General features: G+C 56.2%; 28 protein-coding genes and 2 pseudogenes. 17 read left to right on the top strand and 13 right to left on the bottom strand.

Going from position 1 to position 25984, the window contains the following annotated elements:
* Positions 1–308 precede the first annotated feature (308 nt).
* The 4 genes from EDF61_RS14665 to EDF61_RS14650 are packed head-to-tail and all read left to right on the top strand — an operon-like array spanning position 309 to position 5446.
* Positions 309–1655, top strand: a complete 1347-nt coding sequence (locus EDF61_RS14665; RefSeq protein ID WP_133834548.1) for an MFS transporter — start codon at positions 309–311, stop codon at positions 1653–1655.
* Between the two features lie 33 nt (positions 1656–1688).
* Positions 1689–2528, top strand: a complete 840-nt coding sequence (locus EDF61_RS14660; RefSeq protein WP_133834547.1) for a class II fructose-bisphosphate aldolase — start codon at positions 1689–1691, stop codon at positions 2526–2528.
* A gap of 15 nt (positions 2529–2543) precedes the next feature.
* Positions 2544–3989: an FGGY-family carbohydrate kinase gene (locus tag EDF61_RS14655; protein WP_166650829.1), complete on the top strand. Its 1446-nt coding sequence runs from the start codon at positions 2544–2546 to the stop codon at positions 3987–3989.
* Complete coding sequence (locus EDF61_RS14650; RefSeq protein WP_133834545.1) at positions 3986–5446, top strand: FGGY family carbohydrate kinase; 1461 nt, start codon at positions 3986–3988, stop codon at positions 5444–5446. Before EDF61_RS14655 ends, EDF61_RS14650 begins: the two co-directional genes overlap by 4 nt.
* Before the next feature lie 68 nt (positions 5447–5514).
* Here the strand turns inward: EDF61_RS14650 and EDF61_RS14645 are convergent, their stop codons facing one another.
* Positions 5515–6270, bottom strand: a complete 756-nt coding sequence (locus EDF61_RS14645) for a GntR family transcriptional regulator (RefSeq protein ID WP_133834544.1) — start codon at positions 6268–6270, stop codon at positions 5515–5517.
* Positions 6271–6423: 153 nt separating this feature from the next.
* Here EDF61_RS14645 and EDF61_RS14640 point away from each other — a divergent pair, with 153 nt between their 5' ends.
* The 3 genes from EDF61_RS14640 to glpX all read left to right on the top strand — a co-directional run bounded on the left by EDF61_RS14640 (position 6424) and on the right by glpX (position 9872).
* On the top strand, positions 6424–7425 hold the full coding sequence (locus EDF61_RS14640; protein ID WP_133834543.1) for an alcohol dehydrogenase catalytic domain-containing protein: 1002 nt from the start codon (positions 6424–6426) through the stop codon (positions 7423–7425).
* Between the two features lie 89 nt (positions 7426–7514).
* A complete protein-coding gene (locus tag EDF61_RS14635) occupies positions 7515–8822 on the top strand; it encodes an MFS transporter (RefSeq protein WP_166650828.1) in 1308 nt (435 codons plus the stop codon).
* 54 nt (positions 8823–8876) lie between these two features.
* Entirely contained in the window at positions 8877–9872 is a 996-nt protein-coding gene (gene glpX, locus EDF61_RS14630; RefSeq protein WP_133834541.1) for a class II fructose-bisphosphatase, read from the top strand.
* A gap of 259 nt (positions 9873–10131) precedes the next feature.
* Here glpX and EDF61_RS14625 read toward each other — a convergent pair.
* The 4 genes and pseudogenes from EDF61_RS14625 to EDF61_RS14610 form a co-directional block, all read right to left on the bottom strand.
* Positions 10132–11153: pseudogene (locus EDF61_RS14625) on the bottom strand (IS110 family transposase).
* 303 nt (positions 11154–11456) lie between these two features.
* A pseudogene (locus tag EDF61_RS14620) lies at positions 11457–12574 on the bottom strand (IS3 family transposase); the annotation flags it as partial.
* A 124-nt stretch (positions 12575–12698) separates the two neighbouring features.
* Positions 12699–13205, bottom strand: a complete 507-nt coding sequence (locus EDF61_RS14615; protein WP_133834540.1) for a hypothetical protein — start codon at positions 13203–13205, stop codon at positions 12699–12701.
* Between the two features lie 6 nt (positions 13206–13211).
* Positions 13212–14402, bottom strand: a complete 1191-nt coding sequence (locus EDF61_RS14610) for a DUF3238 domain-containing protein (RefSeq protein WP_133834539.1) — start codon at positions 14400–14402, stop codon at positions 13212–13214.
* A 655-nt stretch (positions 14403–15057) separates the two neighbouring features.
* Between EDF61_RS14610 and EDF61_RS14605 the strand changes: the two genes are divergently transcribed.
* Complete coding sequence (locus EDF61_RS14605; RefSeq protein WP_133834538.1) at positions 15058–16011, top strand: hypothetical protein; 954 nt, start codon at positions 15058–15060, stop codon at positions 16009–16011.
* Positions 16012–16224: 213 nt separating this feature from the next.
* Here the strand turns inward: EDF61_RS14605 and EDF61_RS14600 are convergent, their stop codons facing one another.
* The 5 genes from EDF61_RS14600 to EDF61_RS14580 all read right to left on the bottom strand — a co-directional run bounded on the left by EDF61_RS14600 (position 16225) and on the right by EDF61_RS14580 (position 18467).
* On the bottom strand, positions 16225–16542 hold the full coding sequence (locus EDF61_RS14600) for a histone-like nucleoid-structuring protein Lsr2 (protein WP_121867936.1): 318 nt from the start codon (positions 16540–16542) through the stop codon (positions 16225–16227).
* 44 nt (positions 16543–16586) lie between these two features.
* The gene (locus EDF61_RS14595) at positions 16587–16964 is read right to left on the bottom strand and encodes an A1S_2505 family phage non-structural protein (RefSeq protein WP_133834537.1); all 378 of its coding nucleotides are present in this window, start codon (positions 16962–16964) and stop codon (positions 16587–16589) included.
* A 32-nt stretch (positions 16965–16996) separates the two neighbouring features.
* The gene (locus EDF61_RS14590; RefSeq protein ID WP_133834536.1) at positions 16997–17260 is read right to left on the bottom strand and encodes a hypothetical protein; all 264 of its coding nucleotides are present in this window, start codon (positions 17258–17260) and stop codon (positions 16997–16999) included.
* 129 nt (positions 17261–17389) lie between these two features.
* On the bottom strand, positions 17390–18091 hold the full coding sequence (locus EDF61_RS14585; RefSeq protein WP_286172273.1) for an HNH endonuclease family protein: 702 nt from the start codon (positions 18089–18091) through the stop codon (positions 17390–17392).
* Between the two features lie 10 nt (positions 18092–18101).
* Positions 18102–18467: a hypothetical protein gene (locus EDF61_RS14580; RefSeq protein WP_133834535.1), complete on the bottom strand. Its 366-nt coding sequence runs from the start codon at positions 18465–18467 to the stop codon at positions 18102–18104.
* Positions 18468–18682: 215 nt separating this feature from the next.
* On the opposite strand from EDF61_RS14580, the gene EDF61_RS14575 reads away from it, so the two are divergent.
* From EDF61_RS14575 to EDF61_RS14540, 9 genes are all read left to right on the top strand, one after another.
* Positions 18683–18889 carry a hypothetical protein gene (locus tag EDF61_RS14575; RefSeq protein ID WP_060700378.1) on the top strand — a complete coding sequence of 69 codons (207 nt, stop codon included), beginning with the start codon at positions 18683–18685 and terminating at the stop codon, positions 18887–18889.
* A 61-nt stretch (positions 18890–18950) separates the two neighbouring features.
* On the top strand, positions 18951–19445 hold the full coding sequence (locus tag EDF61_RS14570; protein ID WP_133834534.1) for a hypothetical protein: 495 nt from the start codon (positions 18951–18953) through the stop codon (positions 19443–19445).
* A gap of 76 nt (positions 19446–19521) precedes the next feature.
* Positions 19522–19785, top strand: coding sequence for a hypothetical protein (locus tag EDF61_RS14565; protein WP_133834533.1), 264 nt, complete (start codon positions 19522–19524; stop codon positions 19783–19785).
* Entirely contained in the window at positions 19782–20195 is a 414-nt protein-coding gene (locus EDF61_RS18830; RefSeq protein WP_166650827.1) for a DUF8317 domain-containing protein, read from the top strand. Before EDF61_RS14565 ends, EDF61_RS18830 begins: the two co-directional genes overlap by 4 nt.
* A gap of 13 nt (positions 20196–20208) precedes the next feature.
* Positions 20209–21171 carry a DUF3560 domain-containing protein gene (locus tag EDF61_RS14560; protein WP_166650826.1) on the top strand — a complete coding sequence of 321 codons (963 nt, stop codon included), beginning with the start codon at positions 20209–20211 and terminating at the stop codon, positions 21169–21171.
* Between the two features lie 80 nt (positions 21172–21251).
* On the top strand, positions 21252–21524 hold the full coding sequence (locus EDF61_RS14555) for a hypothetical protein (protein WP_133834531.1): 273 nt from the start codon (positions 21252–21254) through the stop codon (positions 21522–21524).
* 35 nt (positions 21525–21559) lie between these two features.
* Positions 21560–22222 (top strand): hypothetical protein, encoded by a 663-nt coding sequence (locus EDF61_RS14550; RefSeq protein WP_133834530.1) that lies wholly within the window; start codon positions 21560–21562, stop codon positions 22220–22222.
* 402 nt (positions 22223–22624) lie between these two features.
* Positions 22625–22828 carry a hypothetical protein gene (locus tag EDF61_RS14545; protein ID WP_133834529.1) on the top strand — a complete coding sequence of 68 codons (204 nt, stop codon included), beginning with the start codon at positions 22625–22627 and terminating at the stop codon, positions 22826–22828.
* Positions 22829–23103: 275 nt separating this feature from the next.
* A complete protein-coding gene (locus EDF61_RS14540) occupies positions 23104–23871 on the top strand; it encodes a hypothetical protein (RefSeq protein WP_133834528.1) in 768 nt (255 codons plus the stop codon).
* A gap of 340 nt (positions 23872–24211) precedes the next feature.
* Here EDF61_RS14540 and EDF61_RS14535 read toward each other — a convergent pair whose 3' ends face one another.
* The 3 genes from EDF61_RS14535 to EDF61_RS14525 form a co-directional block, all read right to left on the bottom strand.
* Complete coding sequence (locus tag EDF61_RS14535; protein ID WP_133834527.1) at positions 24212–25039, bottom strand: TIGR02391 family protein; 828 nt, start codon at positions 25037–25039, stop codon at positions 24212–24214.
* 94 nt (positions 25040–25133) lie between these two features.
* On the bottom strand, positions 25134–25721 hold the full coding sequence (locus EDF61_RS14530; protein ID WP_286172272.1) for a hypothetical protein: 588 nt from the start codon (positions 25719–25721) through the stop codon (positions 25134–25136).
* 60 nt (positions 25722–25781) lie between these two features.
* Positions 25782–25970: a hypothetical protein gene (locus EDF61_RS14525; protein ID WP_133834526.1), complete on the bottom strand. Its 189-nt coding sequence runs from the start codon at positions 25968–25970 to the stop codon at positions 25782–25784.
* Between the last annotated feature and the right edge of the window lie 14 nt (positions 25971–25984).

The following is a 25984-nucleotide window of genomic DNA, read 5'->3' as shown; positions in this document are numbered from 1 at the left end:
GTATTTTACTAAATTCCGACGATGGTTGGTTGGTTAATGTTGCCTACAAAGGTGTGGCCCTGTGTGGGTTTGCGGGTCGATGTCATGCGATGAACCTGATGGTTGTTTTGGCGCTGTTCGTTTCGATTGTGTGGTCGTGGTTTGGTTGGCGGAGAGGGTTTGTGTGCGGCTCAATTTGGGAGTGTTGCGCGTCTCATTATTCTGGTACAGTCTGTACATACCAGCCAGGCAAGAGTTGTGCGATCTGTCCGGCTTCCTGCCGTCAAGGCCACACTCGCGGATTACCGCTCGGGATCAGAAGGAATCGCATGTCTTCAACGACGAATTCGGGCTCTTATCAGCCCTCTCAGGGGCTCATTGAAAAACTGGGCCTGCCTCGGCCGCTTGTCTGGGGCTTCGTAGGCCTACTCCTCTTCATGATTGGCGATGGAGTGGAGTCAGGGTACATCGCTCCGTACCTTGCTGCCCACGGAGCCGGGTCGGAAACCAACGCGGCAGTCATCATCTCCGTCTACGGACTCATGGTCACTCTGGGTTCTTGGCTCTCCGGAGCATTGTCGGACGTCTGGGGTCCCCGGCGGGTAATGCTGATCGGCCTGGCGTTATGGGCCGCACTCCAGGTTGTTTTCCTGGCTGTCGCACTGCCCGCCGAGAATTTCACGCTTATGCTCGTTGTTTACGGGCTTCGCGGTATTGCCTACCCGCTTTTCGCCTACGGCTTCCTGGTATGGGTTCTTGGCGCAAGCCCTGCAAACCGCCTCGGCTCCGCAGTGGGATGGTTCTATTTCGCCTTTACCGGCGGCCTGCCCACGCTGGGTTCCCTGGTCGCCAGCGGAACCGAGCCCTTGATCGGCCAGTACCTGACGTTCTGGGTCTCCTTGGGATTGGTCATCCTCGGCGGCATCGTTTCGCTGGTCGGGCTTCGCAAAGCGCAGGGCGGCGAACGGCTCGTTCCGCAGGACGTCACTGTCGGACGCAGCCTCGTCAACAGCGTCGCCATCGCATTCACCAACCCGCGAGTCGGCCTCGGCTGCCTGGTTCGTGTCGTCAATACCGCACCGCAATTTGGCCTGTTCGTCTTCTTCCCGGCGGTGTTCGCCGATGATCTGGGCTTCGGAACTTCAGGATGGCTCCAGCTCGTCTTCATCCTGGGCGCAGCCAACATCTTCGCAAACCTGTTCTTCGGGGTGCTCAGCGACAAGCTCGGCTGGCACCGGACGCTGCGCTGGTTTGGCTGCATCGGCTCAGCCGTCGCTGTCACGCTGTTCTACTTCCTCCCGCAATATGTCAACGACGATTATTGGGTCGCAGCGCTCTGCTCCGCGCTCTTCGGTATTACCTTGGCTGGATTCACCCCGATCTCCGTGCTGATGTCCCTCATGGCACCCGGCCAGAAGGGCAATGCCATTGCGGTGCTCAACCTCGGAGCAGGCGCCGCGACGTTCGTTGGACCGCTGATCGTCGCGATCTTCCTGGCACCGCTCGGTGCCGGTGGAGTCACCATCATCTTTGCAGCGCTCTATGTCCTCGCTGGCATCTCGGTTCGCTGGCTCCAGGTACCGGATGAGGCGCAGAAGGCCGTGGAGCAGGGCCTGGCACTCGACGACCTGACAGATGTCGAATCCGCGAACACCGGACACACCAAGAACTCCTAACCCGAAACACCGACCCGAAAGGATCATGAATCCATGCCACTAGTCAGCGGACATGAAGTCATCGCGAAATGCACCGAGGAAAAGTTGGTTGCCGGCGCATTCAACACCACCAACATCGAAACAACCATGGGAATCGTCGAAGCCATCGAGCGCACAGGCGTCCCGACCTTCATCCAGGTCGCTCCGACCAATGCCGTCCTCTCGGGCTTCGACTACATCTACGACATGGTCAGCCGACGCCTTGCAGACTGCCCGGTTCCGGTCGCTTTGCACTTGGATCACGGCAAATCGATCCAGCCCGTCAAGGATGCCCTGGCGGCAAAGTTCACTTCCATCATGATCGACGCTTCTGAAGAGCCCTATGAAGAGAACGTACGCGTTTCCCAAATCGCTCGAGACCTGTGCGGTCCGGAGATCTCCCTAGAAGCAGAACTCGGGAGCATCGGCGGCAAGGAAGACGACCATGGGCCAGAAATCGCTAATTCAACCGACCCTTCGCAGGTCGCTGACTTCATTGCCAAAGTTGGTTGCGACATGCTGGCAGTCTCCGTCGGAAATGTCCACGGATACTCCCCGGATGCACGCATCGATTTCGATTTGCTGAGCAAGGTTCGAGAAGCAAGCTCGGTCCCACTGGTCATCCACGGCGGCTCAGGCCTGCCAGAAGAACAGCTGGCCCGCCTCGGCGAGTTCGGCGTCGTGAAGGTCAATGTAGCCAGCGACTTGCGCAATGCCATGATCCGCAGCTTTGGCGAGGCCTACAACGCCAACCCCGATGAAGTATCCCTGATTCGAGTATCGAAGCAGTCAGTAAACGCCATTGCCGACGTTGTCGAACGCCGTATTCGGATGTTCAACCCGTCAGTGAACTAGTCAAGGAGAACCTTGGTGCTCGGTACCATCACCATTGACATCGGAACCACCAGTGTCAAGCTTTGCCTCTTCCGTCCCGACGGCGGACTTGCCCTCGTACGCCGGGCGGCGACCCCCACCGTCAATGATGAATTCGGAGAGATCTACGACGCAGCAGAGCTGCTGTCCGTCATCCATTCATTCATTCGCCAGCTGGAGCCCCAGCAACGTGAATCAGTGCAGCGTATTGCCATCACGGGGGTCGGCGAATCCGGTGGACTTGTTGACGAAGATATCGCGCTGGTATCCCCAATGGTGCTTTGGCATGACCAAAGAGGTACCGAGTACCTGGCGAAGCTCAGCAAGGAACAGCGAGCCCGGGTCTACCGCGTAACAGGCCTGCCGGTCAACGGAAACTACGGCATCTCAAAAACTGCCTGGACTGCCAACCGGGCCGGAGACGCAGCGGAAGCAAGCTACTGGCTCAACATAGCTGAATACGTCGCAGCAACCATGACCGGCACGCGCTGGTCCGAGCTCTCGCTGGCCAGCAGAACCATGGCCTTGGACCTGACCAGCAAAACCTGGTCGGCTGAGGTGTGCCAGGACTTTGGTTTGCACACCTCCAATTTCCCACCCCTTGCGCCTGCGAAAATCGGGCATGAGATCACCTCGGCATTTGCCGCTGAAGTAGGCCTGGACCCGGAAACGCGCGTACATGTCGCCGGGCACGACCACATGGTCGGAGCTGTCGGTGCCTCACTCCAGCCAGGCGAACTGCTCAATTCGACTGGGACCACCGAGGGGCTGCTGATGCTGCGCGACCAGCCACGCCTTGACAAAGATGCAGAGCACGCCAAATTGGCCAACGGGATTTCGTGCACCGGGGACCACTACACCCTCTTCGCTTCGATCCCTACCGGCGGATCCGCATTCGCGACCTTGCAGAAGCTCTTGGACACTACCGCGATCACGCTCAATGGAGTCCTCGAAGATCTCCACGAGAAGTACGTATCGGGCGTTATCGACCTCGGCCACATCCCCCTGGTCCTCCCGCAGTTCAGAGGCAGTCCACCTCCAACCAAGAACTCGGGCGCTACAGCTGTTATCTCAGGCCTGGGGAACAACAGCACCATGGAACAGCTCGTCTTCGGAACCTTCTTGGGCATGGTGGCTCAGTTCCACGATGTCCTTGCCCTATTCGACGAGCCAGTTGATCGAGTGAAAGTCATTGGCCCGGCCAGCGGGAATATGCTCTGGCTCCAGTTGAAAGCTGATTACCTCGGAGTTCCGCTGGCAGTCTCCCGATTCCCCGAAGTCGTATCTCGCGGCGCCCAAGTCCTTGCTTCGGGCTCGCCCATCAGCTGGTACGAGAATGACGTCTTCGAGATCCACCCGAACCTCGAACGCCATACGCAGCTCATGAAATGGCGTGCTGATAATTCAGCCAAGTGGGAATACATGAAGGGATTCCCCGCATGAGTGCCATCAGGGTCACCGACAGCGACCACGCCTCGAACGCCACACTGATAGCCGGTATCGACTCTTCGACCCAAAGCTGCAAAGTCACCGTGAGGGATCTCGCAACAGGAAAGCAGGTCCGCTGGGGCAAGGCCTCCCACCCTTCGTCAACGATCGTCGATCCAGAAGTATGGTGGGAAGCGCTCCTCACCGCGGTTCGCCGCGCCGGAGGCTTCTCGGATGTCTCCGCGATATCAATTAGCGGGCAGCAGCACACGCCGATCTTCCTTGACGTCAACGGAAGCGTGACCACAGATTCTCCTTTATGGAATGATCTCGGCTCCCACAGCCATATGGTTGCACTCAACGATGAACTGGGGAAAGACGAATGGATCAAGCGCACCGGCTTGCCTATTACCCTCTCCGATACCGTTTCCAAGCTGCGCTGGCTGAAAGATGAGCGTCCCGACGCTGCCGACCGCACCTTTGCAGTAGCCGTGGTGCATGACTGGCTCTCCTGGCGGCTCATGGGCGAGGGACCAGGAGGAAATCTCGCCCGCCTGATGACCGACCGCTCCGAAGCAAGCGGCACCGGTTATTGGTCTCCCGACAACGGGGATTACTGCCTGGATCTGGTCAAGCATGCCCTGGGCAAGGAAGTGCTCTTGCCAAAGATCCTTGGGCCCACAGACGTTGCAGGCGTCACCGGGCGTGGAATCCCGGGGATCCCGGAGGGCATTCCCATTGGCGTGGGCAGCGGCGACAACGCAGCCGCAGCGCTCTCCCTGGGCATCAATAATGGCGATGTCGTCATGTCTCTGGGTACTTCAGGGGTGGTCTATACACGATCCGATAAATCAGTGCACGACCTCAACGGCTACGTCTGCAACTACGCCGATGCCACAGGCAAGCACCTGCCGCTGGTTGCGACATTCAATGCCGCAAGAAATTTCGAGGCCGGTGCCGCGCTCTTGAACTGCAGCTACACCGAGCTATCAGAGCTCGCCTTGCAGGCCAATCCCGGTGCGGGCGGCTTGACGCTGCTGCCCTTCTTCGAAGGCGAGCGGACCCCCGATCTGCCAACGGCCCGTGCTTCACTGCACGATGCGACGCTCGGGAATTTCACGCGGCCGAACTTTGCGCGCGCAATCATCGAAGGAACGCTTGCTAGCCAAGTTGGAATGCTGGATGCCCTCAAGCAGTGCGGATTGGAGTCGCAGCGATTGCTTCTGATCGGCGGTGCGGCGCCTAGCGCCGCAGTGCAGACAGTTCTGTCCCAGCTGGTTGATTTGCCCATGATCATCCCTGAACCGGACGAATATGTGGCCAAAGGTGCCGCAATGCAAGCAGCCGCGGCGCTTGATGGGGAATTCCCCCAATGGCAGGTCGAAGCCGTGCAGCTGCCGCCCATGGCTCATGAGTCCCGGATTCTCGACCAGCATCAAAGTGCAATGGATCGGCTCGGGTACTTGAACTGATTTGTCCATGATGCTGTTGGGGGCTGGGCTCGGCGTGAATCGCCGAGCCCAGCCCCAACAGCGTTTAATTACGCTGCGGCGGTGACGTTGACTTCCAGCGGAACCGTGTCGGTACGGACCCAGGTCTCGAAGTAATCGAAGACCCCATGGGAGCTATCCCAGGACTGCGAGCAGATCCGCAGGACCGGGAACCCAATGGAGACCCGCAGGTGCTTTGCGACGACCTCGGTCGCAGGCAAGGCATGTATCACGCGCTTCGCGCCTGCTATATTCAGGCCTTCACGGCGCAATGCAGCGTTGACAGAACCTGTGCCGTCCAGGACTGCACGGTCTTTGGCGATGAGGGTCCCGATCTCTGCCGGAAACCAGTTCACGCTATAGAGCGCTGGTTCTTGATCCAACGTGCGCGAGCGCTCGATGAAGTACACCTGCTCGTGGGCAGGAAGGCCCAGCGCCTGGGTGACGTGCTCGGCCGGCACGACAAAACCCGAACTGATGACATGGGTTTCTATTCCCGTGCGCCCATGCTGCATCTGGGATTCCAAGAAGCCTTCAGTGTCCTGGACAATCCAGCCCGACGGAGCAGGAGGCAGCGTTGCGAAGACCCCCCTCCGCGCCACTTTGCGCGCGTAGCCTTCGTTTTCCAGCTTCAACAGCGTTTGGCGCACAGTGGCCCTTGCCAAGCCATAATCGCGGCTGAGTTCGAGCTCACTGGGCAGCTTCTCTCCTTGGGGGTATTTGCCCTCGACAATGTGTTCCCGAAGTATGCCGAGAAGTTGCTCGTAGTAAGGAACTGGTGAGCTGCGATCGATTGTGATGGTCACTGAATCCTCCTTGATTCACATGGTATCGCGTTGATTCGCAGATTTGATTCCAATCTTGTATGTACAGACTAGACAATATGCTGTGCATCACGTTAGCATAAATTGGTCGGCAACCGCCGAAGCATCTTTTAGCGTCAAAGGGGAACAGAAGAAATGGCCAAAACCATGCGCGCAGCAGTTGCTGACGGCCGAGGCGGCATCGAGATTCAGGATGTTCCAGTCCCAACTGCCGCAGAAGGGTGGGTCGTCATTTCTCCGGTAGGAACCGGCGTTTGCGGTACGGACTTGCATCTGGTTTCAGGAGACTACCCGCACGGAAAATTTCCCGTTGTGCCAGGCCACGAGTTCGCCGGCTACATCACGGAAGTCGGAGCAGGCGTCACCAGATTCCACGAAGGAGATTACGTAGGCGTCAACCCCAACATTTCCTGCGGGACCTGCCAGTGGTGCCACAAGGGCGCGACCAACCTCTGCCTTGACCTGCGCCCGGTGGGTGTCGCGGTCGATGGCTCGTGCGCTGAGTTCGTCGCCGTGCCAAGCCGCATCGTCCACAAGATCAGTGATTCGATCTCGCATCGCGCCGCTCCGCTGATTGAGCCATTCTCTTGCGTCCTGCACGCATTGGAACGCGTCCCGGATTGGCGGGAGCAAGAAATCGTCATCTTCGGGGCAGGATCCATCGGCCTGATGGCCATCATTCTCGCCGAAGCCGAAGGAGCCGCAGGAATTCGAGTGGTCGAGCCGAACCAGGCACGACGAGAAGCGGCGGCAGAGCTGGGAGCAATGCACGCAGTATCGTCGCTTGAGCACCTGAACCGCGACTCCTTCGACATCGCCCTCGATGCCAGCGGCCACCCCGCAGCCATTGGCCAAGCGATCGCATCGCTCGGCACTCGGGGCCGCCTCATTCAGATGGGCGTGGCCTCCCCGGAGGCAACGGTGCAGCTGAACCCCTATGAGGTTTTTGCCAAGGAGCTGAGCATCATCGGTTCGAACTCGCTCGCTGAAAAGTACGCTGAATCAGCCGAACGCATGGTCGACCTCCAACCACGTCTTGAGAATCTCGTGACGTCCCTGTACCAACTCGAAGACTATGCCGAAGCGCTAAAAGCCGCCACCAGCCCGGACCAAATCAAAGTCCAGATCGTCAACTAGCCTTCCGGCAGCCACAACCATCGCTCCACTATGCATTCCTTGGAGCGATGGCGGTTGGCGCGCCCAATTCCACCTCTGAGGATTCCACCATGAACCAACCACCCACCAGGACTTCACACAAAGTTCTCGATAAGCTCGGCCTTCCCGCACCACTGCTTCTGGGGTTCGTCGGAATCCTCATATTCATGATCGGCGACGGGGTCGAGTCCAATTACCTCGCCCCGTTCCTCGTCAATAGCCAGGGTTTCACCGAAAACGCCGCAACGCTGACCATCAGCGCCTACGGCATCTTCGTGACCCTCGGTTCATGGTTGTCAGGTGCCCTGTCCAACGTTTTTGGCCCTCGCAAGGTGATGTGGATCGGCGCCATCAACTGGGTCGTTTTCGAAGCGATCTTCCTGGGTTTCGGTGTCCATCTGGGCATCCAGTGGATCGCGGTTCTCGCCTACGTCCTGCGCGGCATCGGCTACCCGTTCTTCGCCTATGCGTTCCTGGTGTGGATCAACCTCGCAGCACCCGCAAAACAACGAGGCACCTCCGTGGGCTGGTTCTGGTTTGCCTTCGGCGCAGGCCTGCCAACGCTTGGGTCCCTCGTCGCCAGCAAGACAATTCCCATCCTGGGAGAAGAAGGCACGCTCTGGTTGTCAGTTGCCCTTGTCGCATTGGGCGCAGCACTAGCACTCTTCGGCATTCGCGACCGCACCCATGCCGGACCAGTAGCCACTGGCAACGGAACGGTACTCCAGGGAATGGCCCAAGGCCTGAGCATCATCTGGCGCGAACCCAAGGTCACCGTCGGATCGGTAGTCCGCCTGATAAACACAGCTCCCAATTTCGCCCTCTTCATTGTGGCTCCAATCTATTTCGTTGAAGTCATCGGGTTCTCCCAAGCTCAGTATCTGCTCATCGTCACGATCGTCTACACCGCCAATATCTTCGCCAACCTCTTCTTCGGGGTCATCGGGGACCGGTTCGGCTGGCGAAATACCGTCATGTGGTTTGGCTGCGTCATGAGCGCCATCGGGCTTGTCCTGCTGTACTACGTGCCGCTGGCTGTGGGGCCGCAGTTCTGGATCACGGTACTTTGCTGGTCGGTATTCTCCATCGGACTGGCCGGGTTCGTTCCGCTGACGGCCCTCGTCCCAGCCATTGTCCAACCAAGCGAACGTGCAAATGCCCTCGCCGTCTATACGCTGGCGGCCGGCCTCTCCTCTTTCGTCGGCCCAGTCCTGGTCGGCGTTCTCGGCGGATCCCAAAACCTGCAAGCCACCATCTGGGTCTTCGCGGCGATCTACATCATCGGCGCATTGCTCTGCCTCACCCTCAAGAGCACCGAAGACCCTGGGCAGGCCAAAAAATCCCTCCCAGCGGCCCAGCAGCACTCGGCCAAGGCCTGAACCCGGCCTCCGGGCCTCATCCAGCAGCAACTACCAACTATCCATGGAGCATTAATGACCATCGCATCCCCCGCTTCCTCGTCCAAGCCCCACAAAGATCGAAATCTGGCGCTGGAACTCGTGCGGGCGACGGAGGCAGCGGCCATCGCGGCCACGCCATGGGTCGGAGCCGGCGACAAGAACAGCGCCGACGGGGCGGCCGTGGATGCAATGCGCTTGCAGCTGGCGACGGTCAATTTCGACGGGGTCGTGGTCATCGGAGAAGGGGAAAAAGACCAAGCGCCCATGCTCTACAACGGCGAACGAGTTGGAAATGGAACAGGGCAAAAGTTCGATGTCGCCGTGGACCCGATCGACGGAACCCGCCTGGCAGCACTGGGGTTCAATAATGCCCTGTCGGTGCTAGCCGTTGCCGACGCAGGGAGCATGCTGGATGCCTCTTCCGTGTTCTACATGGAAAAACTCGTCACTGGTCCCGAAGCCGCCGATGACGTTGATCTGCGTCTGCCGGTCAAAGAAAATCTGCGCCTGATTGCCAAGGCCAAGGGTCTCAGCATCAGCCAGTTAACAGTGAGCGTCCTGGACCGCGACAGGCACCAGGATCTTGTGCGTGAAATCCATGAAGCCGGCGCTCGTACCCAAGCGGTCATTGATGGAGATGTGGCCGCAGCCATCGCCGCAGTGCGTGGCAACACAGGCATTGATGCCCTCATGGGCATCGGCGGTTCACCAGAGGGCGTCGTGACGGCGTGCGCCATCAAAGCGCTGGGCGGAGTGATCCAGGGTCGGCTAATGCCAACCTCCCCAGAAGAACAGGACAGGGGCCTGCACGCTGGCTTGGACATGGAAAAGATCTATTCCACCAATGATCTAGTCAACAGCGAGAACTGCTTCTTCGCGGCGACCGGAATCACCAACGGCGACCTGCTCAAGGGAGTCACCGTCGACAGTGCTAAGTTGACTACACAATCCATTGTCATGCGCTCCAAAACAGGAACCGTGAGAACCATCGACGCAGAGCACAAGATCACTAAATGGTCTCAGGATTGATGAAAGTGGTTCTACAGTTTTGAGCTCGAATCACTGAAACTGGTTTTTCGAAAAGTGGTGCAAATGAGAACAATATAGTGCGCTAGTACAACCACGATCTGAGCTGGTCAAGTTTCTGAGACACAATCTTTGATTGTTTCCTAAATACCCTCAAGCCGCAACAGCCTGAGAAAACCTCTCCTCATACAAATCCAGGACCGCCTGAGGGCTCAACCCACCATTAGCCGTATGAGGACGCTTCCTGACTCTTCTATATCTGTCAAGATGCTTCCTGCGCCTTTTGCGCTCGTGCCGATGCTGTCAGAATTCTAAACACACGACGAGCCAGATAGCGTTTGATGCACCGCCGAATCTCTTTGTCAGTCTTGCCTTCGGCGCGACGTTTCTCAATGTAGTTTCGCGTCTCGGCATCATAGGTCATTCGGTTAATCGCGGCCATGTGAAGAGTGCTGTTGAGTCTTCGATTGCCTCCCCTGTTCAGCCGATGCCGAACCGTGTTCCCCGACGACGCTGGGATGGGATTCACCCCCGCAAGGCAGGCGAAAGCGGCTTCACTGCGAACTCGTCCCTCATACGACCAAGCCACCAAACACTTCGCCGCGGCCACGGCCCGGAAGCCCTTCTCCATTAGCAGAGGCGCAGCCTCGCTGACCTTGACCAGCTCATCCAATTTCTGCTCGTTGGATTTCAGTTGTTCTTCCAGATCCAAGATGTGCTTCGCCAGCCGAACCGCCTCGGCACGCGCGATACCCAAAGATAGTTCTTCTTCTCGTTCACGCCACCGGGAGATCTCCTCGACTTGTACCGAGGTGAGCTTCCTTCGCGCATCAACGCCAACGCCATTGCTGCGTACCAGAGCATTCAAGGCGTTTACCGAACGGGTTCGGCCTTTGCTTATGGATTCGCGAGCAGTCACCAGAATTCGCAAGCCCTGACGGATCCCCTCATTCATGCGGGGATGACGCAGTTTCTCAACCGGCAAAGGGAGAACAGCCCTAGCCAATCGGTGGGCATCTAACACGTCGGATTTGCCGATGCCACGGTGCCGGCGAGGATCGCTCCGTAGGACGCGGCCCCTTCGATGACCCAGAGGGTGTCGGCGTCGGCGTCGGTGCGCCTGGCCACCTATTTGATGGCCCGGTTGATGCCGGCCGCGGTGGTCGGGAATGATTGGGTGTCTAGCAACGCGCCGTTGGTGGCATCGAGGATAGCATAGACATGGTTGCGTGCGTGAGTGTCGACACCCACGACAAATGGGTGACATTGAGAGACGATTGACATGGCGGTCACCGTTCTTTTCCTCTGGTGATGGACTTGGTGGGTAGCCGCTAACGGCCGGCGCCAGTCCGGGTAGGAATCACGACGGAACAGAACTGTGAAGGGTCACGTCCAAAGGGGCGGACAATCTTCTAATGAAGCTACCGAGGTGGGCCGGGCGGGCACCGGCCAATCCACCACCGTGGGCGGACAAGTCAATCAAATGACACCCAGAGGGGCAGTTGTACCAAGAGTCACTCCTACGGAGGTGGGCGGCCTGCACCCATCCTGCCAGCTCGTCCCAGACCAGCTAGAAAAAGTCTCACAGTTGTACCAAGTCTCGATGTACTCCATCACCGAAGTCCGGGCCGCCATGCGGCTAGTGAACGCCCGGTGATGGAACATCTCATTCTTGATCGTTGAAAACGCTGACTCAGCTACGGCGTTATCCCAACACACCCCGGTGCGGCCCATCGACTGCCGAACCCCGTGCGCAGCGCACCACCTCTGGAATACATCCGCGGTGTACTGCGTGCCTCGGTCTGAGTGGAAAACGCTGCCAGGGCGGATGAAACCCCGCGAAACAGCCATTTCCATCGCATCAATTACCAACTGCGTCTGCATGTTCTCTGCCATCGACCAGCCCACGATCTGACGCGAGTACAAATCGATCACCGTAGCCAGATACAACCAGCCCTTACCGGTACGCAGGTAAGTAATATCGCCAACCAGCTTCGCCCCAGTGCGTGAGGAACGGAAGTCACGCTTGCCGAGCTTATCGACCATATGGTTCTTGATATGCGCCGTCCGAGCCTGATGATCACGCACTGTCGTGGTCTTGAACCCGCTCATCAGCTTGTCCTCGATTCCGAGTTCCTTCATGATCGACAGGATTGTGGACTTCGGGATCTCTTCTTCTTGGTTATTGCGGATCAAGTCCACCAGATGGCCGGCGCCAGCAACTTGGTTGGACGCCTCGTATTCGTCTCAAACTAGTTTCGACCGGTGCGCCCGCAAGACTTTAGCTTCACTCAGCTGCTTGGAGGGGTTCAGCCACCGGTAATAGGCGGCCCGGGAAAAACTGAGTTTCTGGCACATCCACTTCACCGCGTACTGGCCGGTATGGGATTTGATGAAGTTGAAAGCGGCGCTTATTTCTTGTTGTTCGACGCGAAATAGGCGCTGACATCTTTTAAAAATTCGTTCTCCCGTTTCACCTCTAGCAATTTCTTGCGCAGCATCTCGTATTGGGCCCACTCCACAGGGCCTCGTTCTTCGGTTTCCGCTTCGGGGTGCTCGGCGCGGTAGGCGCGGACCCAGTTACCCAGGGTTCCTTTATTGATGCCCAGGCTTGCTGCGACCTCCATGAGGCTCTTCTGGGACGAGATCACCAGCTCTATTGCTTCGGCACGGAATTCCGGGGTGAACTTCTGACGTCTGGTCATGCACACATTCTCCTACGAACGCGTGTCTCACAGGATCATGACAGCTCAAGTGTGATGTGAACGAACTTTCTTTATTTAGCTGTGTGTATGCCTATGCGTTATTTCGGTAGAAATTTCTGCAAGGTTAGCGGTACCGGGCATTGTGGGAGAACCCGTTATCTGTTGAAGTATGGTCCGGCTTTGTTTGGGGAGATTTTATTCTTCTGAGTATTCCGAGTACGCCTATGGAGAGCAGTCCTGCGAGAGGTCCATGTAGGGTTGCGATATCGGCCACTGCAAAGACCATAATCCAATTCAATACTTCGGCAGGCGGGTATCCAGTCCAGTTGCCTGCTGAGATCAGGATGGGTGTCGAGTAGGCAATCATGGCAATGCAGAAGAAGATTGCCCATTTGAGGGGTGGCATGGTCCGTATGTGTGTGCCGCCTAGGACAAGAGCTAATACCAGGAGTGAACCAACCCAGCGCCAGGGGTCGAGAAGCGTTTGATCGACAAAGGTGAGTTTGTTGTGAATCGCTTCGTTCACGAGTCCAGTTGATGCGATGTAAGAAGGAAGGATTGGAACTATTAGGAGAAGGCCTAGTAGTACTGCGTAAATCGGTACCTTCAGTATCGATTGGGAAGTTTTCATCGTAAATTAGTACCCTCCACGGTATCCTGCAAGCTTGACCACTGGGCAGACAAATCGGACCAGGCAGGTGGCATCTTTATATGCACGAGTGTAGACGTTCCGGAAGGCTCCGTTGCCTCCGTGAATGGCGATTTCATGGTTTGGCATCTGTCGGTGTTCGCCGGAGATGATGGACCAGCTGCCTGCTCGTGTCACGGTCATGGTGAATGCGGCTTCAATTGCATTGGGTACACCGGTGCAGAAGGGATTTCCTGCGTGTACCTTGAATCGAAGATCGACTTCTTTGCTGTTGCTCAGTGAAAGGCGGGAGACGGAGATGTTTGCTGAGCTTGCTGTTTTGGTTGCTAGTAGCTTCTTTGTCGACTTGTTGTAAACCTTGGTCGGAGAAACACCCTTTGTGGCTGATGTCAGTTTTCCATTTTGTGTCCAGTCGATCCCGGCTGTTACGCGGGTTTTATAGCCTCCTGTGGGATTCCATGAGCGATTATTTCCATCGAACTCGAACTTTGAGCCACTGTACTGTCCGCAGCCTGCTGGTGGTGCATTAACCTTTGCCATAGGGATAAATGTCTGATGCCTTACTGCAGACGTAGTGCGAGCGGCAGCAGCGACCGAAATGTCAGAAGCAGCGGAAGAGATGCTGGATTGGCTTCCGCTTCCTTCCGGTACTGTGACTTCCAATCCCCACGTAGCGGCCTCCGCAGAATCGTTGCCGACAGTTTCGACACGGTAGGAAGCGAGTTCGCCAGGCACGACGTCTGTGTCGCGGAAGTTGTCCGAATCGACAGATGCAATCTCTAGGTTGTTCTTGAAGATTACCGCTCCCGTAGCTCCTCGCGGAAGTTGCCATGACAGGTCCACGAAGTCTGGCGCGGCTGCCCACATTGCGCGCCCTTTTTCTCTATCGGCGTTTGCCATCGTGAGGTCGGCGACGGCGTAACTGTCTGACGATTTGAGAATTTGTATATCCGCGGCTTCGCTGGCAATGTTTTGCGCGGCTTTCATAGATTGGTATGAGGCTGCTGGCGCTTTGATTTTTTGTCTGGCTATATTTTGAAGCGTGAAACTTGCTTTCTCTGCCGCGTGGTGGTTCGTAGGGGTTTGGGGCACGGTGGAGGCTACTGCCGTACTTGCGCAGAGGCTCAAAGTGGCGACCGATGCGAGAACGATTGATCCAGTCTTTGAGAGAAGGGACATGTGAATCTCCTTAAGTTGTGTGGGATCGCTTGCTTCATTGCAGCGACCTGAAGTCCTGCTGGTTTAGAAAAGTGAATGTCTTAGCACGAATCTACGTACCGGCAATTTAAGAAATTACTCTAGCCGTGTGATTGAGAATAAAAATGGAAATCATAGAATTTGTTATCGGAACGTTAGAAATTGGCCGTTGACACGGTATTATTTTGATTTTTAGCGGTTTTGCGATGGAAAAGATTTGCTATCTTTCGCTATCTGATGTAGCAGAAGTTTGATCTTATGCTGCAGTCCATTCGTTGATCAGAGAATTGCTTCCACTCATGACCAGTGTCCAATCCGTATTTCTCGGGTTTCGCTTCGGGTGGCTTTGGAATCTGGGAATCTGAAAAATGTCGTGTTCTTCGGGATGAGGCGTTCCCTGTTCGTTCAGAGACTTCAATTTGGTGATTGTTGTAATGCCTGCAGTTGATCGGTCTAAATGCGGTGGCTTTGATCTACTCTCAGCACCCTGGCCTCTTATTGCGTGGTGTCTAGTTTCGGCCGGTGGCTTGATCCTGGGGCCGGTGATGGGCTGGTTGGAAGCTCGGGAACTGTGGACGTCAGTATTTTAGTGCGCTAAACTTTGGTTTAGCGCACTAAAATACTGGAGGGAATGACCGTGAAAACTTTTGACCGCCTGCAAGCCTTCACGCAACAAATAGCGGCAGACCCATCGCGGGAAACCCAGCTCAACCTTGAGGTCGGCGAACCGCTTCACTACATCCCAGAAGTCACGCGTCCCTACCTCGCGTATTCACCCAACATTTGGGGCGCCGAAGAATCCAGCGCCTTGAAACTCGGTGATTTCACCAGTTACCTGGAGTCACGCTCAGCCTCGGCAGCAACTCTCAGGGCACTCGCGATCCGCCTCATCATCCGGACCAGGATCATCACAGCCGAAGCCAATAGCGGTGTAGTCGGTGTAACACTTCAGCTATTGCGTGATGACGCTGAGCTCCAGACCAAGCGAGGGCACCGCTGGGCCGATGAAACGCTCTCACTTATCCGGTACGCCCATACCCATCTCAATATCGACTTGGAGACCTTGCACCTAGCGCTCGCAGAGGTGATGGAGATGAACAAGTGCGCAGATATTCCCCATCAGCGCCGAAAGGGGTTTGCGAACGACGAAGCGACGCTTTGGATCGACACAGCCCTGCGCTTCCAGGAGGAAGGCTCTCCTGAGGCTGTGGGACGGGAGGCTTCTGATCTTGTGACTGCGGTCCAAATGATTCGACGGGAAATGCACTTCACTAGTATTTCCAGCGCAATGCGTGCAATTGAGGCTGGCGAGCGTGAAACCAAGGAAGCGATTGCCGAAAGGGACCGGCGAATTGTCTCTGCCTGTGAAGACGGAGTCTCTTCTACGGAGATCAGTAGCTATGCCATGATCTCTAATGGGCGCATTTCGCAGATTCTTAAGAAAGCACGTACTGAACAGCAAGACTTACCGAATGCGTTAAGTCTTCGCGGTCTGGCACAGAAGAACATGACAGCGACTCAAGCAATGGTGGTGGGTGAGGAGCGAACAATGATGTGGGGAGATCCTGCTACGTCCGGTATTGATGACTAGGTTGGCTGCTTGCCTTCGGTAAACGACTGGCGGGGCTTTTGCATCTGCCGCTTTTGTGAATGCTTGTGAGCGGCGCTGGGGAAACTCTAGAGCGCTGCAGGATCGTTACCGGCGTCCTGTCCTCAGGTGTGACTTGGGATGGTGCGGGAGATTGTTGAAAGGGGCCAGGGTGGGGACATACCGTCCCCGCCCTGGCCTCTTTTTGCGTGGTGTCTAGTTTCGGCCGGCTGCTTGTTTGCGCAGCGAGTTGTAGTACTGGTCGATGATTTCTTGTTTGATGCGGCCGCGGGCGTTGACTTGGATGTTGTTCTTGGCGGCCCATTCGCGGATTGCCTGGGAGTCTGTTGTCGCCTGCTGGGTGTTGTGCTGGGCTGAGTCGATGTAGGGCTGGAAGGCGGCGCGGAAGGCTGCGGCGTTGGTGTCGTTGAGGTCGATCTCGTAGCTGTTGGCGTTGATGGTGAAGTTGATGGATTCGGTCGCTTCGGTGCCGTCAATGTCGTCGATGAGGGTGATGCGGGTTTCGCGGGCCAAGTGGGCTCTCCTTAGTGGTGGTATGTCCCCGGATACGGGGTGGGTTAGTTGATGATGCTTGCGAAAGATGCGGGCAGGGTGATGTTGGGTGGTGCATTGCGAAAGAGTGGGGCGACTTGCTCGGCCGTGAGTCCTGCAATGCCGGTGCCGATCGGGGTGAGGAGGAACGTGAGCTCCTGATGCTCCGTGGCATAGTCGATGAACTCTTGGGCCTGGTGTTCGAGGGTAGGTAGTCCGCTCATAGAGTCGATGGCGTAGCTTTGCCCATGGTGGCCGGTTCCTTTGCCGAATTTCGCCCCGAATTTGAGCCATGCGGTGCGGGCCGCGCCACCGAGGTGCCGCCCTTTAGCATTCGAACCGAAGACGAACACTTCGTTTGGGGCTAATCGGGTGATGCGCTCAGGGGTGATGGTATGTCCCATAGGTGTTCCTCCAGAAGACCGTTGTTCACGGATTAGCTGTCTTGTGGCTTGATCTGCAGCAGGGCCAGCTGCGCTTCGAGATCAAGCTTGCGCCGGGTAAAAACAGTGACCACGACCGCAGACATCGCGGCAGCCAGGGCCAGGAATGCGTAGGTAGGCCAAGCGACAGCAGCACTCTGATTACTCAGGGCACTAGTCAACCCATTATCTGCCCAGAGGTAGGCCACTAGGAGGACAATGGCGAGCAAAATAGTCCCGGCAAGGACCCACGCCATCTTCAAGAGCCGGGAATTCACGGCTAATCCTGCTTTGATTGTTCGGATCTCATAAAGTCGAGAAGCTTCAGACACGGTATGTCCCTCCAATATTGCTGATCTCTTCTTCCTAACCAGCCTACAAAAAGTCGAAGTACTGCCTAGAGGCCGTTACATGCAGCGCTCCAAAATCCTCTTGATAGCTTGATGCTCAGCAGGAGTCATCCACACCCCATATTTGGCTTTCACCTCTGTCTGCCTTGCCACGTAATCACACCGGAACCCCTTATTCGGAGGCAACCAGGTCGCAGCGTCCTTATCCCCCTTGGCCGCATTAGTGGGACCATCGGAGGCCAGCAGATTCAACGGGTCATTAGCGAACTGCAACCGCTTCTCACTACTCCACAGCTGGGCGCCCTTTTGCCAGCTGTCAGACAAAGCAACGACATGATCAATCTGCACTGCAGTGCTCGTGGAAGGACCGCGCACGAACTCAATCTGCTCTCCCGTGTACGGATCAGAGAAAATCCCCGAGAGCACCGTGCACTGCGCCGATCCTGGCTTGAACTTCACCTCATGCAGGTCACGGGCCAGCACATCATTGCGCGCATCGCACCCATTGCGGTCAGGGTCCTTCCACCCTTGGCCAAACTGATCCCGCGCATACCCAATTTTCGCGGTACGTCCCTTCACCTCAACCTGATCCAGCTGCTTCAACGCCAGAGCATAGTCCTGCTTCAACGAAGGACTCACCGATTCGGCCGAGTCAGAACGCCACGACGAGAGATCCACAGAATCCACCGCTGAACAACCACTCAAACCCAGACCAATGATCAGCGCAGAGACCCCTGCCCACCGCAGCTTGCCACGCACCAGCGCGCCACTACAGAACATAGCGATCCTCCAATCCAGCGAAGACCTGAGACCGTGAAGCAGCATCCATCTCCAAAGGACCTAGAAAAACCCTCTCCAGCTCATCGAGCACCTCACCAAACGGAACCCGCGCCTGCTCACTAGAAGGCCACTGCACCAAAGGGAGTCGAAACCGCCCCTCACGCAACACCACCACCAAATAGGCCCGCGGAATTCCCGCTTTTTCAGCGTGCGCCTTGTTAGACCACGTAAAAAACCGCACATACTGGTCATCGCCATCACGATGCACGCGATGAAAACTCTGGAAACCGGGCTCCTCGACATACGAGAAGCCATGCCGACCCAAGGTCGGCTCCAACTGCTTGCGTGAAATCATCACATCCCTTTCTCTTCCACGGCGCTCGCCGGGCATCAAGCCTGTCCTGATTGCTCAGGGGATAGCTCTGTCTGGATCGGCTTTCTGCCACGGATTCTCCAATGGTCGCCGAGGCCAAAATCAGTGCCTAGAAAATAAACCTAGACAAATGGTTGTCACATGACAAGTCTTTTAGTAAAGTTGCATTTGTCAGATCAAGAGAAAGAGGTTCGCAGATGCGACACGAAAAAAAGGTTCGCAAGCTCATACCAGAGCTTGAACGCCAAGGATTCCGAGTCAGGGAAACCAAGTCAGGCTGGATGATCTACCCACCCAACAAGGACCAGCTGACCATCGGAACCCACCGGACGCCGAGCGATCACAAAGCATGGAAAAACTTCATGGCTGATCTCAAACGGCAGGGATTCATCGAACCGCAGTAGGTCGCAAGACCGCCGGGAAACCCCGGCGGCCACCCTCCCCACCTCTAGAAAAGGAACCACCATGACCACTTGGCATATCTACACCAAACTGACCCTCCCGCAGCCACTTCACGAAGACGCCGAACTGCTTGATCTCACGGCCCATCTCACTGACCACGGGGTCTCAGCAACCATCGATCCAAAGAACCTCGCCAGCATCACCATCTCGCTCACCCTCGAAGCTGACGAGCACCTCGATGCGGCCCAGCGGACTACAGGACTGCTGACCACCGGCCCCCTTGCCGGAGCCGAAATCACCACGATGACACTACGCACAGAAAAGGACTTCGACGCCGATTACGCCACCGCGCAAATTCCGGATCTGGTCACTCTGACCGACATCGCCACCCACGCGGGCATTACCCGCCAGCGCGTGCGCGAACTATCCCAGAAAGACCCCACCTTCCCGCCGGTAGCCCTCAGCACCAACACCGTTGCCCTCTACCTCAAAGCCAGCGCAGAAGCCTGGGTCCGGAACCGCAACACCACCACAGGGCGCCCAAGGGCTCAACGCTAAAAATTCAGACTCCCATGACAGGAACTGCCCCCACCCAGAGCTAACTACCGCATAACAAGCAGAACAGGATGCCCCGATGACCCACTCACTGGCCCAGCACACCGAGAAACTCGCAGCAACGAACAACCGCGAATCAACCGCTTATCTCGCCACGCTCACTGCAAAAGAACTGACCGGACTGATCAGCGACTGCCAGCAGGTCATCGAGGAAGAAACCGTCCGCACCACAGCAACTAACGAGCGCCCCAGCTGGGCCGCTTGCTCCCACCAGCAACTCATTGACCAAGCCACCAGCGTCCTAGCCCGCCACCAAGACAACAAGAAGGAGAGCGCACCATGAGTACCCCGGAGCACACCACCCTCACCCTTGGGGTCCTCCGTCCAGCAGACAACCCTCACTACATCCACACCGGGCTCAGCGCCATCTATGACGAGCTAACCCTCGTCGGCTACTACGCAGATGAGCAATGGGAAGTCCATCACCTCACTGAGGGCACCAGCACCCAGCACGAAGACATTGAAGCTCCCGTGCTACTTCGCACCAAGACGATCTACGGACAGACGGAAGCCAACCTCATACCGGCCCACTGGGACACCACAAGCAACACCTGGAAACCAGATCATGAATGGCACACCAGCGGGGGAAACCACGCCCACACCAGCGACTCGCGCTATCTGCGCCTCATCCAAAACCAAACGGGCCATAGCTACAACGGCGCGCTGGCAGTCTACGACCGCACCAAGCACTGAGAAGGACAAGGCAATGAGCATAACTATCACGCACACCCCAAGTGCTGGAACACTGCTCGAAGGTACAGCCCGCGGGGACGGGGCCAACGAGATCCTTAAAGCCCGCGGCTGGAAGTGGGGCCGCGGATTAGAGAAATGGTATGTCCCCCAGTCCCGCGACAACACTCCAAAGCTGCAGATCATCAAAGAAACCACGAAAGCACTCACTGCAGCACACCACGCTGTTCACGTACACCTTGATCACTCAGTCCGGAATACGGCCGAAGTTGAAGCGGACCTCGCCGAACGCGCTGCCCAGAGGGCTCAACACTTGCAGGGCGTCGCGGAACGTAAAGCGCACGAAGCCAACGAGGCTGAACAAGCATTCTTTGCCGCCCACCACCGTCTCCCAGCTGCCGGAGAACCAGTCAAGGCTGGCCACCACTCGGAAACTCGGCACCTGCAGGCGATCGACAATGCAAACACCGCCTGGAAGAACAGCGTTGAAGCCGACCAGGCAGCACTTCAGGCGTTCGAAAAAGCCGAAGCCGCCCACCACGCCACAGGCGCGCGGAATAACCCGCAGACAGTATCCAACAGGATCGAAAAGCTCACCGCACAGATGCGCCAGCTCAAGCGGTCCATCGACGGATACACCGCGAACCGTGCCACACCCTATGAGCGTGAAGTTCCACCAGCATCTGGGGAAGCAAAAACCCGCGCCCAGGAAGAAATGGCTGCACTTGCAGAGCAGATCCAGTACTGGCAAAGCGTGCAGCGTGAACACCTCAAAGCCGGACGTATCGGCAACTACAGCAAAGACACCATTAGCCCGGGCGACTACGTCCTGATCGGTCCGCACTGGCACCAGGTGCTCAGGGCCAACGCTAAAACCGTGAGCGTCGATAACACCGGCCGCACTGGCAAAGCTCCATACAGCTCCATCAAAGGCCACCAAAAGGCCGAACCACCAGCTGACCAACTACTCAGCAGCTAACCCTTCATCAGAAAGTAGGTTCCACGATCCAACTCATGAAACTCATCCCACGACCACCACCACAACGAATGGAAAGCATCATGTACACGCACATCAAGATCAAGAAAAACCCTTACGCCTGGCCATCCTGGCTCGTGTCCTATGAGGGACATACCATCGGCTCATCTCACAGCCTGCAGATATCCCGCATTGCAGCGAACTTTGCCCAGTCGCACGTCAAAGAGATCAACCCAGCGAACCTCTGCGCTAGTTATCTCATCACCCACGTCGCCGAAGACATGAACCACGGCGGGTACCAGGAATTCTGGACCCCTGCACCGACTCACCTTCTGGCACTGGCTCCGGCCGCCTGAACACCACCACACCCGAAAACTGAGGATCCCCGGTTATGACTATCCAGAAAAAAGCTCAGGAGTTCACCCAGACCATCGTTGAAGATGTCAAAGGTGCTGAGAGCATCGCTGGACGGGTGCTCAGCTATCAGCGCCAGAAAGCAAAACGCCAGCAACGGGGCCTACCTGCCCCCAGCGCCATCGAGCACGAGAATCTACGAACAGCAATCTCCTACCACTTTGGAGAACCAACAGCACTATTCTTCGACCGGTACGAACGCCTGCCCTACGACCGCCAGTCCCTGCTCGGATGGCCAATGACCTGGGCTGGACGACAAGCGATCAACAGCTGGCTGTTGATAATTACCGGCACACTTTGGGTGCTGTTCTACTTCTATCTGCGGAGAATCCTAGATTTCAAGGAGTTGGGATCTCCTGAAAAATACTTCGCTCACGCTGCTGTGACCGGACTCTGCGCAGTTCTACTTCTTTTCGTGCTGACCCAACTGATCCGACAATTCCCGCCCAAAAACTTAGAACAACGCCTACTCGACTATGAAGGCATGAAGCAAAGGCGGATCGCTGACACTCAGGCCCGTGAAACGGCAGCAGAACAAGAACGGATCGACCGTATTGGCAAAGCGAAAGAACGAGAAATCAACGCCGAACAAGCTCGTGCAGAACGCCTCATCCAGGACTCACGCAAGGAAAGTCAGTAAGGCATGTTTCTGATCGTCTTCGCTCTGCTGATACTCAGCGTTCTCATCTTCTTTACAGCCTCAACCCTCAGAGAATTCGGGATTCGAAGCTTCAGTGGCCCGTCTGCACTCATCGTAACTTCGCTGTGGTCCGCCATGACCTTCTGGATGATCTTGAATCCTCACATCACAACTTGACCAGAAAAGAGGTCCCTATGTGGACAATACTCGGACTAGCCGCTCTAGGAATCTTCAGCTTCTGGCTTCTAGGCTCAGGAGCTCCCATGATCTTCCTCCAGGACAAAAAAGGGGGATTCTCCATCAGAGCTGTCACCCTGGTGCAATTGTTCCTCACCTTCCTAACCATCGGCTGCCTCAGCTCAGCGATACTCCTTGCCGTGACATAGAACGTCAGGAAATGCGATGAACGAGGAGCAAATACACCTAGTCAACGATCAACTATCGATCCCCGGTTTCACCTTTGTCGATAGCTTCATCGCCCGCTGTACAGCACTCACCGCATCAACCACCACCAATATCAAAAAAGTGACCTGCCAGCGCTGCCTCAGGGTCGCCGAACGAAAAACCTCTGGAGCTGTGACCGGTATGTCCCCTGACCGAGGCTAACTACACCTACAGAAAGAGCAATCCCCCAAAGCATGCAAACCAGTCCCAGAAAGTAAAAAGCTATGGTTATCGGAGATTCTGCAATGAACGGGGTCGACTCTTCCTTTCAAGAGATCATCCCTGCACTTGTAGTCGTGATCCTTTTAGGCTGCGTCCTTGCAGCTTTAGCACAAGGAATCAAAGCAGCACGAGGCGAGGCATCTGCAGGCGGGGCACTAGCTATCTTGCTATTTGGAGGGCTAGTCGTCACTGGATTGTCTGTGCTGCCAGGGATCTTGAATAAGGAAACCGGCAACGAGAACAGCGAAGCGAAACCCGATCCTTCACCAACACCCACACCGCTACCTGAGACTACGGCACCAGCAGATACCGGAACACCCCTCATGGTCCTCCTCTGGATCGGCGTGGCCATCGCAGCCATCGCCCTCATCGCAGCCATCATCTGGAGCATCAGCAAGCTGCGCCAGCGCCAACAGCGCCAGCGCAAACAACTAGAAGCCCAAGAGGCGCAGCGCAAAGCGCTAGAGGAAGAACAAGCCAAAATCGCTGAACGCTGGAAGACCGTCACCGACCGCCACGAGGCAATGCGCCGCAACGTACTCAAGGCAGAAACCGACTGGGACATGCTCTTCGACCTCCCCGCACTGACAGACATCAAAATTAGAGCCACCAGCAAGCTCTACCGGGCCATGCGAGACGCAGAAAACGCCATCCCCGACATGCCAGCCACATTCACCCTCTCCACGGACCTCAACACCCTGGCCTACCCCAAAGCAGTCCACGCCTTCGAAGACGCCTGGGAAACCGCCTACGCCAACGCCCAGAGGATCAGCACCACCAAAATCCCAGCCAAAGAACTCAAAACCATCCAGCGCATCCGCGCACTACTCACCATCGCTGAAGGCGTCGGAGCCACCGACCACGAACGCCACACCGCCTACACACAAATCCGCAAAATGCTCGGAGACCTCAAAACCATCAAAGTCCCAAAACGCGCACTACTGCACATCGAAGAAAAACAACGCCTCGCGCTCGCCGTCTAGGCAAAACATGCAGGCGGAAACCATCAAGGATTGACAATGAAGAAGGACGCCATGCGTTACACAGTGTATGAAGATTTCGATGTTTTAGGGGCTGTCAACAACCAACAACATAACGGAAAGTCCTGATAGCGTACTGACTTTTAGTCGGGTGCGGGATCCTGGGGCTGTTCGTGGTGGTGCTGTTGGAGTTTATTCGATCATGGCTTGATAGATTTATAGCTGGAACTTGCTCTTGCTTATCCTTCTCTGGATTTGATGTTCTCTGCTCATCGGGCACCCGTCCAAGGATTTTACAGTCAAGGTGAAGGGGCGCCGAGGGGCATCGATGACGTTTTGGAGCTCATGGCTTTGGCTGTTTTGTAGCAGCATCGAGCCGGCGGTGGATATATGAGAAGAGCGCGAAGGCATCGTAGAAATCTGGCATAATTTCGACATTGTTGATTCGACTCGAATGTGCACGAGGATTCCTATAGTGGCCGTGAACGCCAAGGAGCAGATTCTTGAAACCACGGTGTTCGCTAATCTCTGAATCAGTCTCATATTTGTTGATGTAGAGATGCGGAGTGTCTTGGCGCGTTCCGAAAACTCCGTTGTATAGAGCGTCACCATCACCCGCCAGTTTAGTCATTTCTCGGATGCGATTTGGGATGCTCTTAGACGCTTCTGTCATCGCGTGGAACAGCGACCGTGTAATAAACTCCTCAGCACAGTACCTGAATAACTCTTCGTGGGTACCGCGTCGACGGAGTTCAACATGAAGTGTTCCAGCCAGTGTTGCTGCCTCCGAGATGGTGCTGGCCTTTTTACCGCGGGCCAATTTTCCTTCATCGGTGATCCGATATCCATGGTGGACCATGAATTCGTTCAACTGATCGCGTAGTTGCGTAAATCGCGCGGGGTCACGCGAATAGCGACTTGGTGACATTGTTTTGTTAATGAAGGCGATGACACAGTTGCCGGCCTTTTGGGAGTATTGCTTGTTGTTCAACGTGAAATATAGGCTCTCACGCTTATTCCTTCCATCCTCTCGCCGCTGGATGCCAATCATCGGAAGAAGTGAGTCAAGTTCTGAACCGGTAAGGCCGGGAAAATCGGTCTGAGCGAGAACATCGCAGACTCCCTTAATGAAGTCCATTGGAAATGCCTCAGCTCTTTTTGGCGATGCCATCACATCTCTCCTCCATACTGCGTTCACGTGCATCGTAAACGACTACCGCGGATGACATTCAGTTTTGGTCAGCTGCATAGATCTAGAAGCACATTTAGAAAGGTAAAGACTGTCCGAGCGCTTCGATCACTTCGCGAGCAGTTTCTGCGGTTTCATCCGTTGCCGCCTTGCTAAGACCACTCGCCACTGGCGCCAGCAAACCCTTGACCATCGTTATTCCTCGACGTACAAGACCTTGATCCGGTTCAGCCTTGACTACTTCCTGCAGAACGCTCGTGGCATTTGAGCGGACCTCATCCTCGTCTGAACTATCAAGTTGAAAATTCGGTAAGCTCGCTAGAATATCGGTGAGCAAACCTGCAAGAGTTTCATAGCCAGGAGCAACTTGCTCACTAGCATTCTGCGTCTGTTCAACGTTCTGATTGCCCCAAGCAAGCTGTGCATGATCGCCCTGAACGGTCACTACCGGTCCGTTGTAGTTGTTGATAGTTGTCGCAGTGGGCAAAGAAACAGCTGAAGGGTCAGTTTCCAATGGAACCCTAACGGGATTTTTAGCGAATTCACGCTCGATATCGCGCGTCATCTTCCGGATCGCTTGCTTGTTGATGCTGAATCCTTTAGGCAATGTCAGGCCACTTTCTACTTTGAAAAGTATCGATGATTTGAGTATCTCATGGAGCACCGATGCTGCGTTTTCGTTTCGAGGAGAACATCTGTGAGTTAGTGAGAAATGCTTCCTCTCCTAGTGTTCTACCGGGTCTTCGTCTGCTGGGTGTGCGCACTGGCCCTGTGTCGACTGGTGGTCCTTCCCAGCTCCGCGTTTCAGCTCCAGCGTTCTGGGGTAGTGCTCGGAGTGGTTGCGCTCGCCGTGCACCGGACCCTGGTTCTTTACCTGCACGTGCTGCTTGGTGCCTGGTTGGTGGGGGGACATACCGCCCGTGTGTG

This window comes from Arthrobacter sp. JUb115, assembly GCF_004365035.1.
Taxonomy (GTDB): Bacteria; Actinomycetota; Actinomycetes; order Actinomycetales; family Micrococcaceae; genus Glutamicibacter.
This window is presented reverse-complemented; position numbering and strand designations above follow the sequence as displayed.

Coding starts and splice junctions, on each gene's coding strand:
- EDF61_RS14665 (WP_133834548.1), top strand. CDS start 309: ATGTCTTCAACGACGAATTCGGGCTCTTATCAGCCCTCTCAGGGGCTC.
- EDF61_RS14660 (WP_133834547.1), top strand. CDS start 1,689: ATGCCACTAGTCAGCGGACATGAAGTCATCGCGAAATGCACCGAGGAA.
- EDF61_RS14650 (WP_133834545.1), top strand. CDS start 3,986: ATGAGTGCCATCAGGGTCACCGACAGCGACCACGCCTCGAACGCCACA.
- EDF61_RS14640 (WP_133834543.1), top strand. CDS start 6,424: ATGGCCAAAACCATGCGCGCAGCAGTTGCTGACGGCCGAGGCGGCATC.
- EDF61_RS14635 (WP_166650828.1), top strand. CDS start 7,515: ATGAACCAACCACCCACCAGGACTTCACACAAAGTTCTCGATAAGCTC.
- glpX (WP_133834541.1), top strand. CDS start 8,877: ATGACCATCGCATCCCCCGCTTCCTCGTCCAAGCCCCACAAAGATCGA.
- EDF61_RS14615 (WP_133834540.1), bottom strand. CDS start 13,205: ATGAAAACTTCCCAATCGATACTGAAGGTACCGATTTACGCAGTACTA.
- EDF61_RS14610 (WP_133834539.1), bottom strand. CDS start 14,402: ATGTCCCTTCTCTCAAAGACTGGATCAATCGTTCTCGCATCGGTCGCC.
- EDF61_RS14595 (WP_133834537.1), bottom strand. CDS start 16,964: ATGGGACATACCATCACCCCTGAGCGCATCACCCGATTAGCCCCAAAC.
- EDF61_RS14580 (WP_133834535.1), bottom strand. CDS start 18,467: ATGATTTCACGCAAGCAGTTGGAGCCGACCTTGGGTCGGCATGGCTTC.
- EDF61_RS14575 (WP_060700378.1), top strand. CDS start 18,683: ATGCGACACGAAAAAAAGGTTCGCAAGCTCATACCAGAGCTTGAACGC.
- EDF61_RS14570 (WP_133834534.1), top strand. CDS start 18,951: ATGACCACTTGGCATATCTACACCAAACTGACCCTCCCGCAGCCACTT.
- EDF61_RS14565 (WP_133834533.1), top strand. CDS start 19,522: ATGACCCACTCACTGGCCCAGCACACCGAGAAACTCGCAGCAACGAAC.
- EDF61_RS18830 (WP_166650827.1), top strand. CDS start 19,782: ATGAGTACCCCGGAGCACACCACCCTCACCCTTGGGGTCCTCCGTCCA.
- EDF61_RS14560 (WP_166650826.1), top strand. CDS start 20,209: ATGAGCATAACTATCACGCACACCCCAAGTGCTGGAACACTGCTCGAA.
- EDF61_RS14555 (WP_133834531.1), top strand. CDS start 21,252: ATGTACACGCACATCAAGATCAAGAAAAACCCTTACGCCTGGCCATCC.
- EDF61_RS14550 (WP_133834530.1), top strand. CDS start 21,560: ATGACTATCCAGAAAAAAGCTCAGGAGTTCACCCAGACCATCGTTGAA.
- EDF61_RS14545 (WP_133834529.1), top strand. CDS start 22,625: ATGAACGAGGAGCAAATACACCTAGTCAACGATCAACTATCGATCCCC.
- EDF61_RS14535 (WP_133834527.1), bottom strand. CDS start 25,039: ATGGCATCGCCAAAAAGAGCTGAGGCATTTCCAATGGACTTCATTAAG.
- EDF61_RS14525 (WP_133834526.1), bottom strand. CDS start 25,970: ATGTCCCCCCACCAACCAGGCACCAAGCAGCACGTGCAGGTAAAGAAC.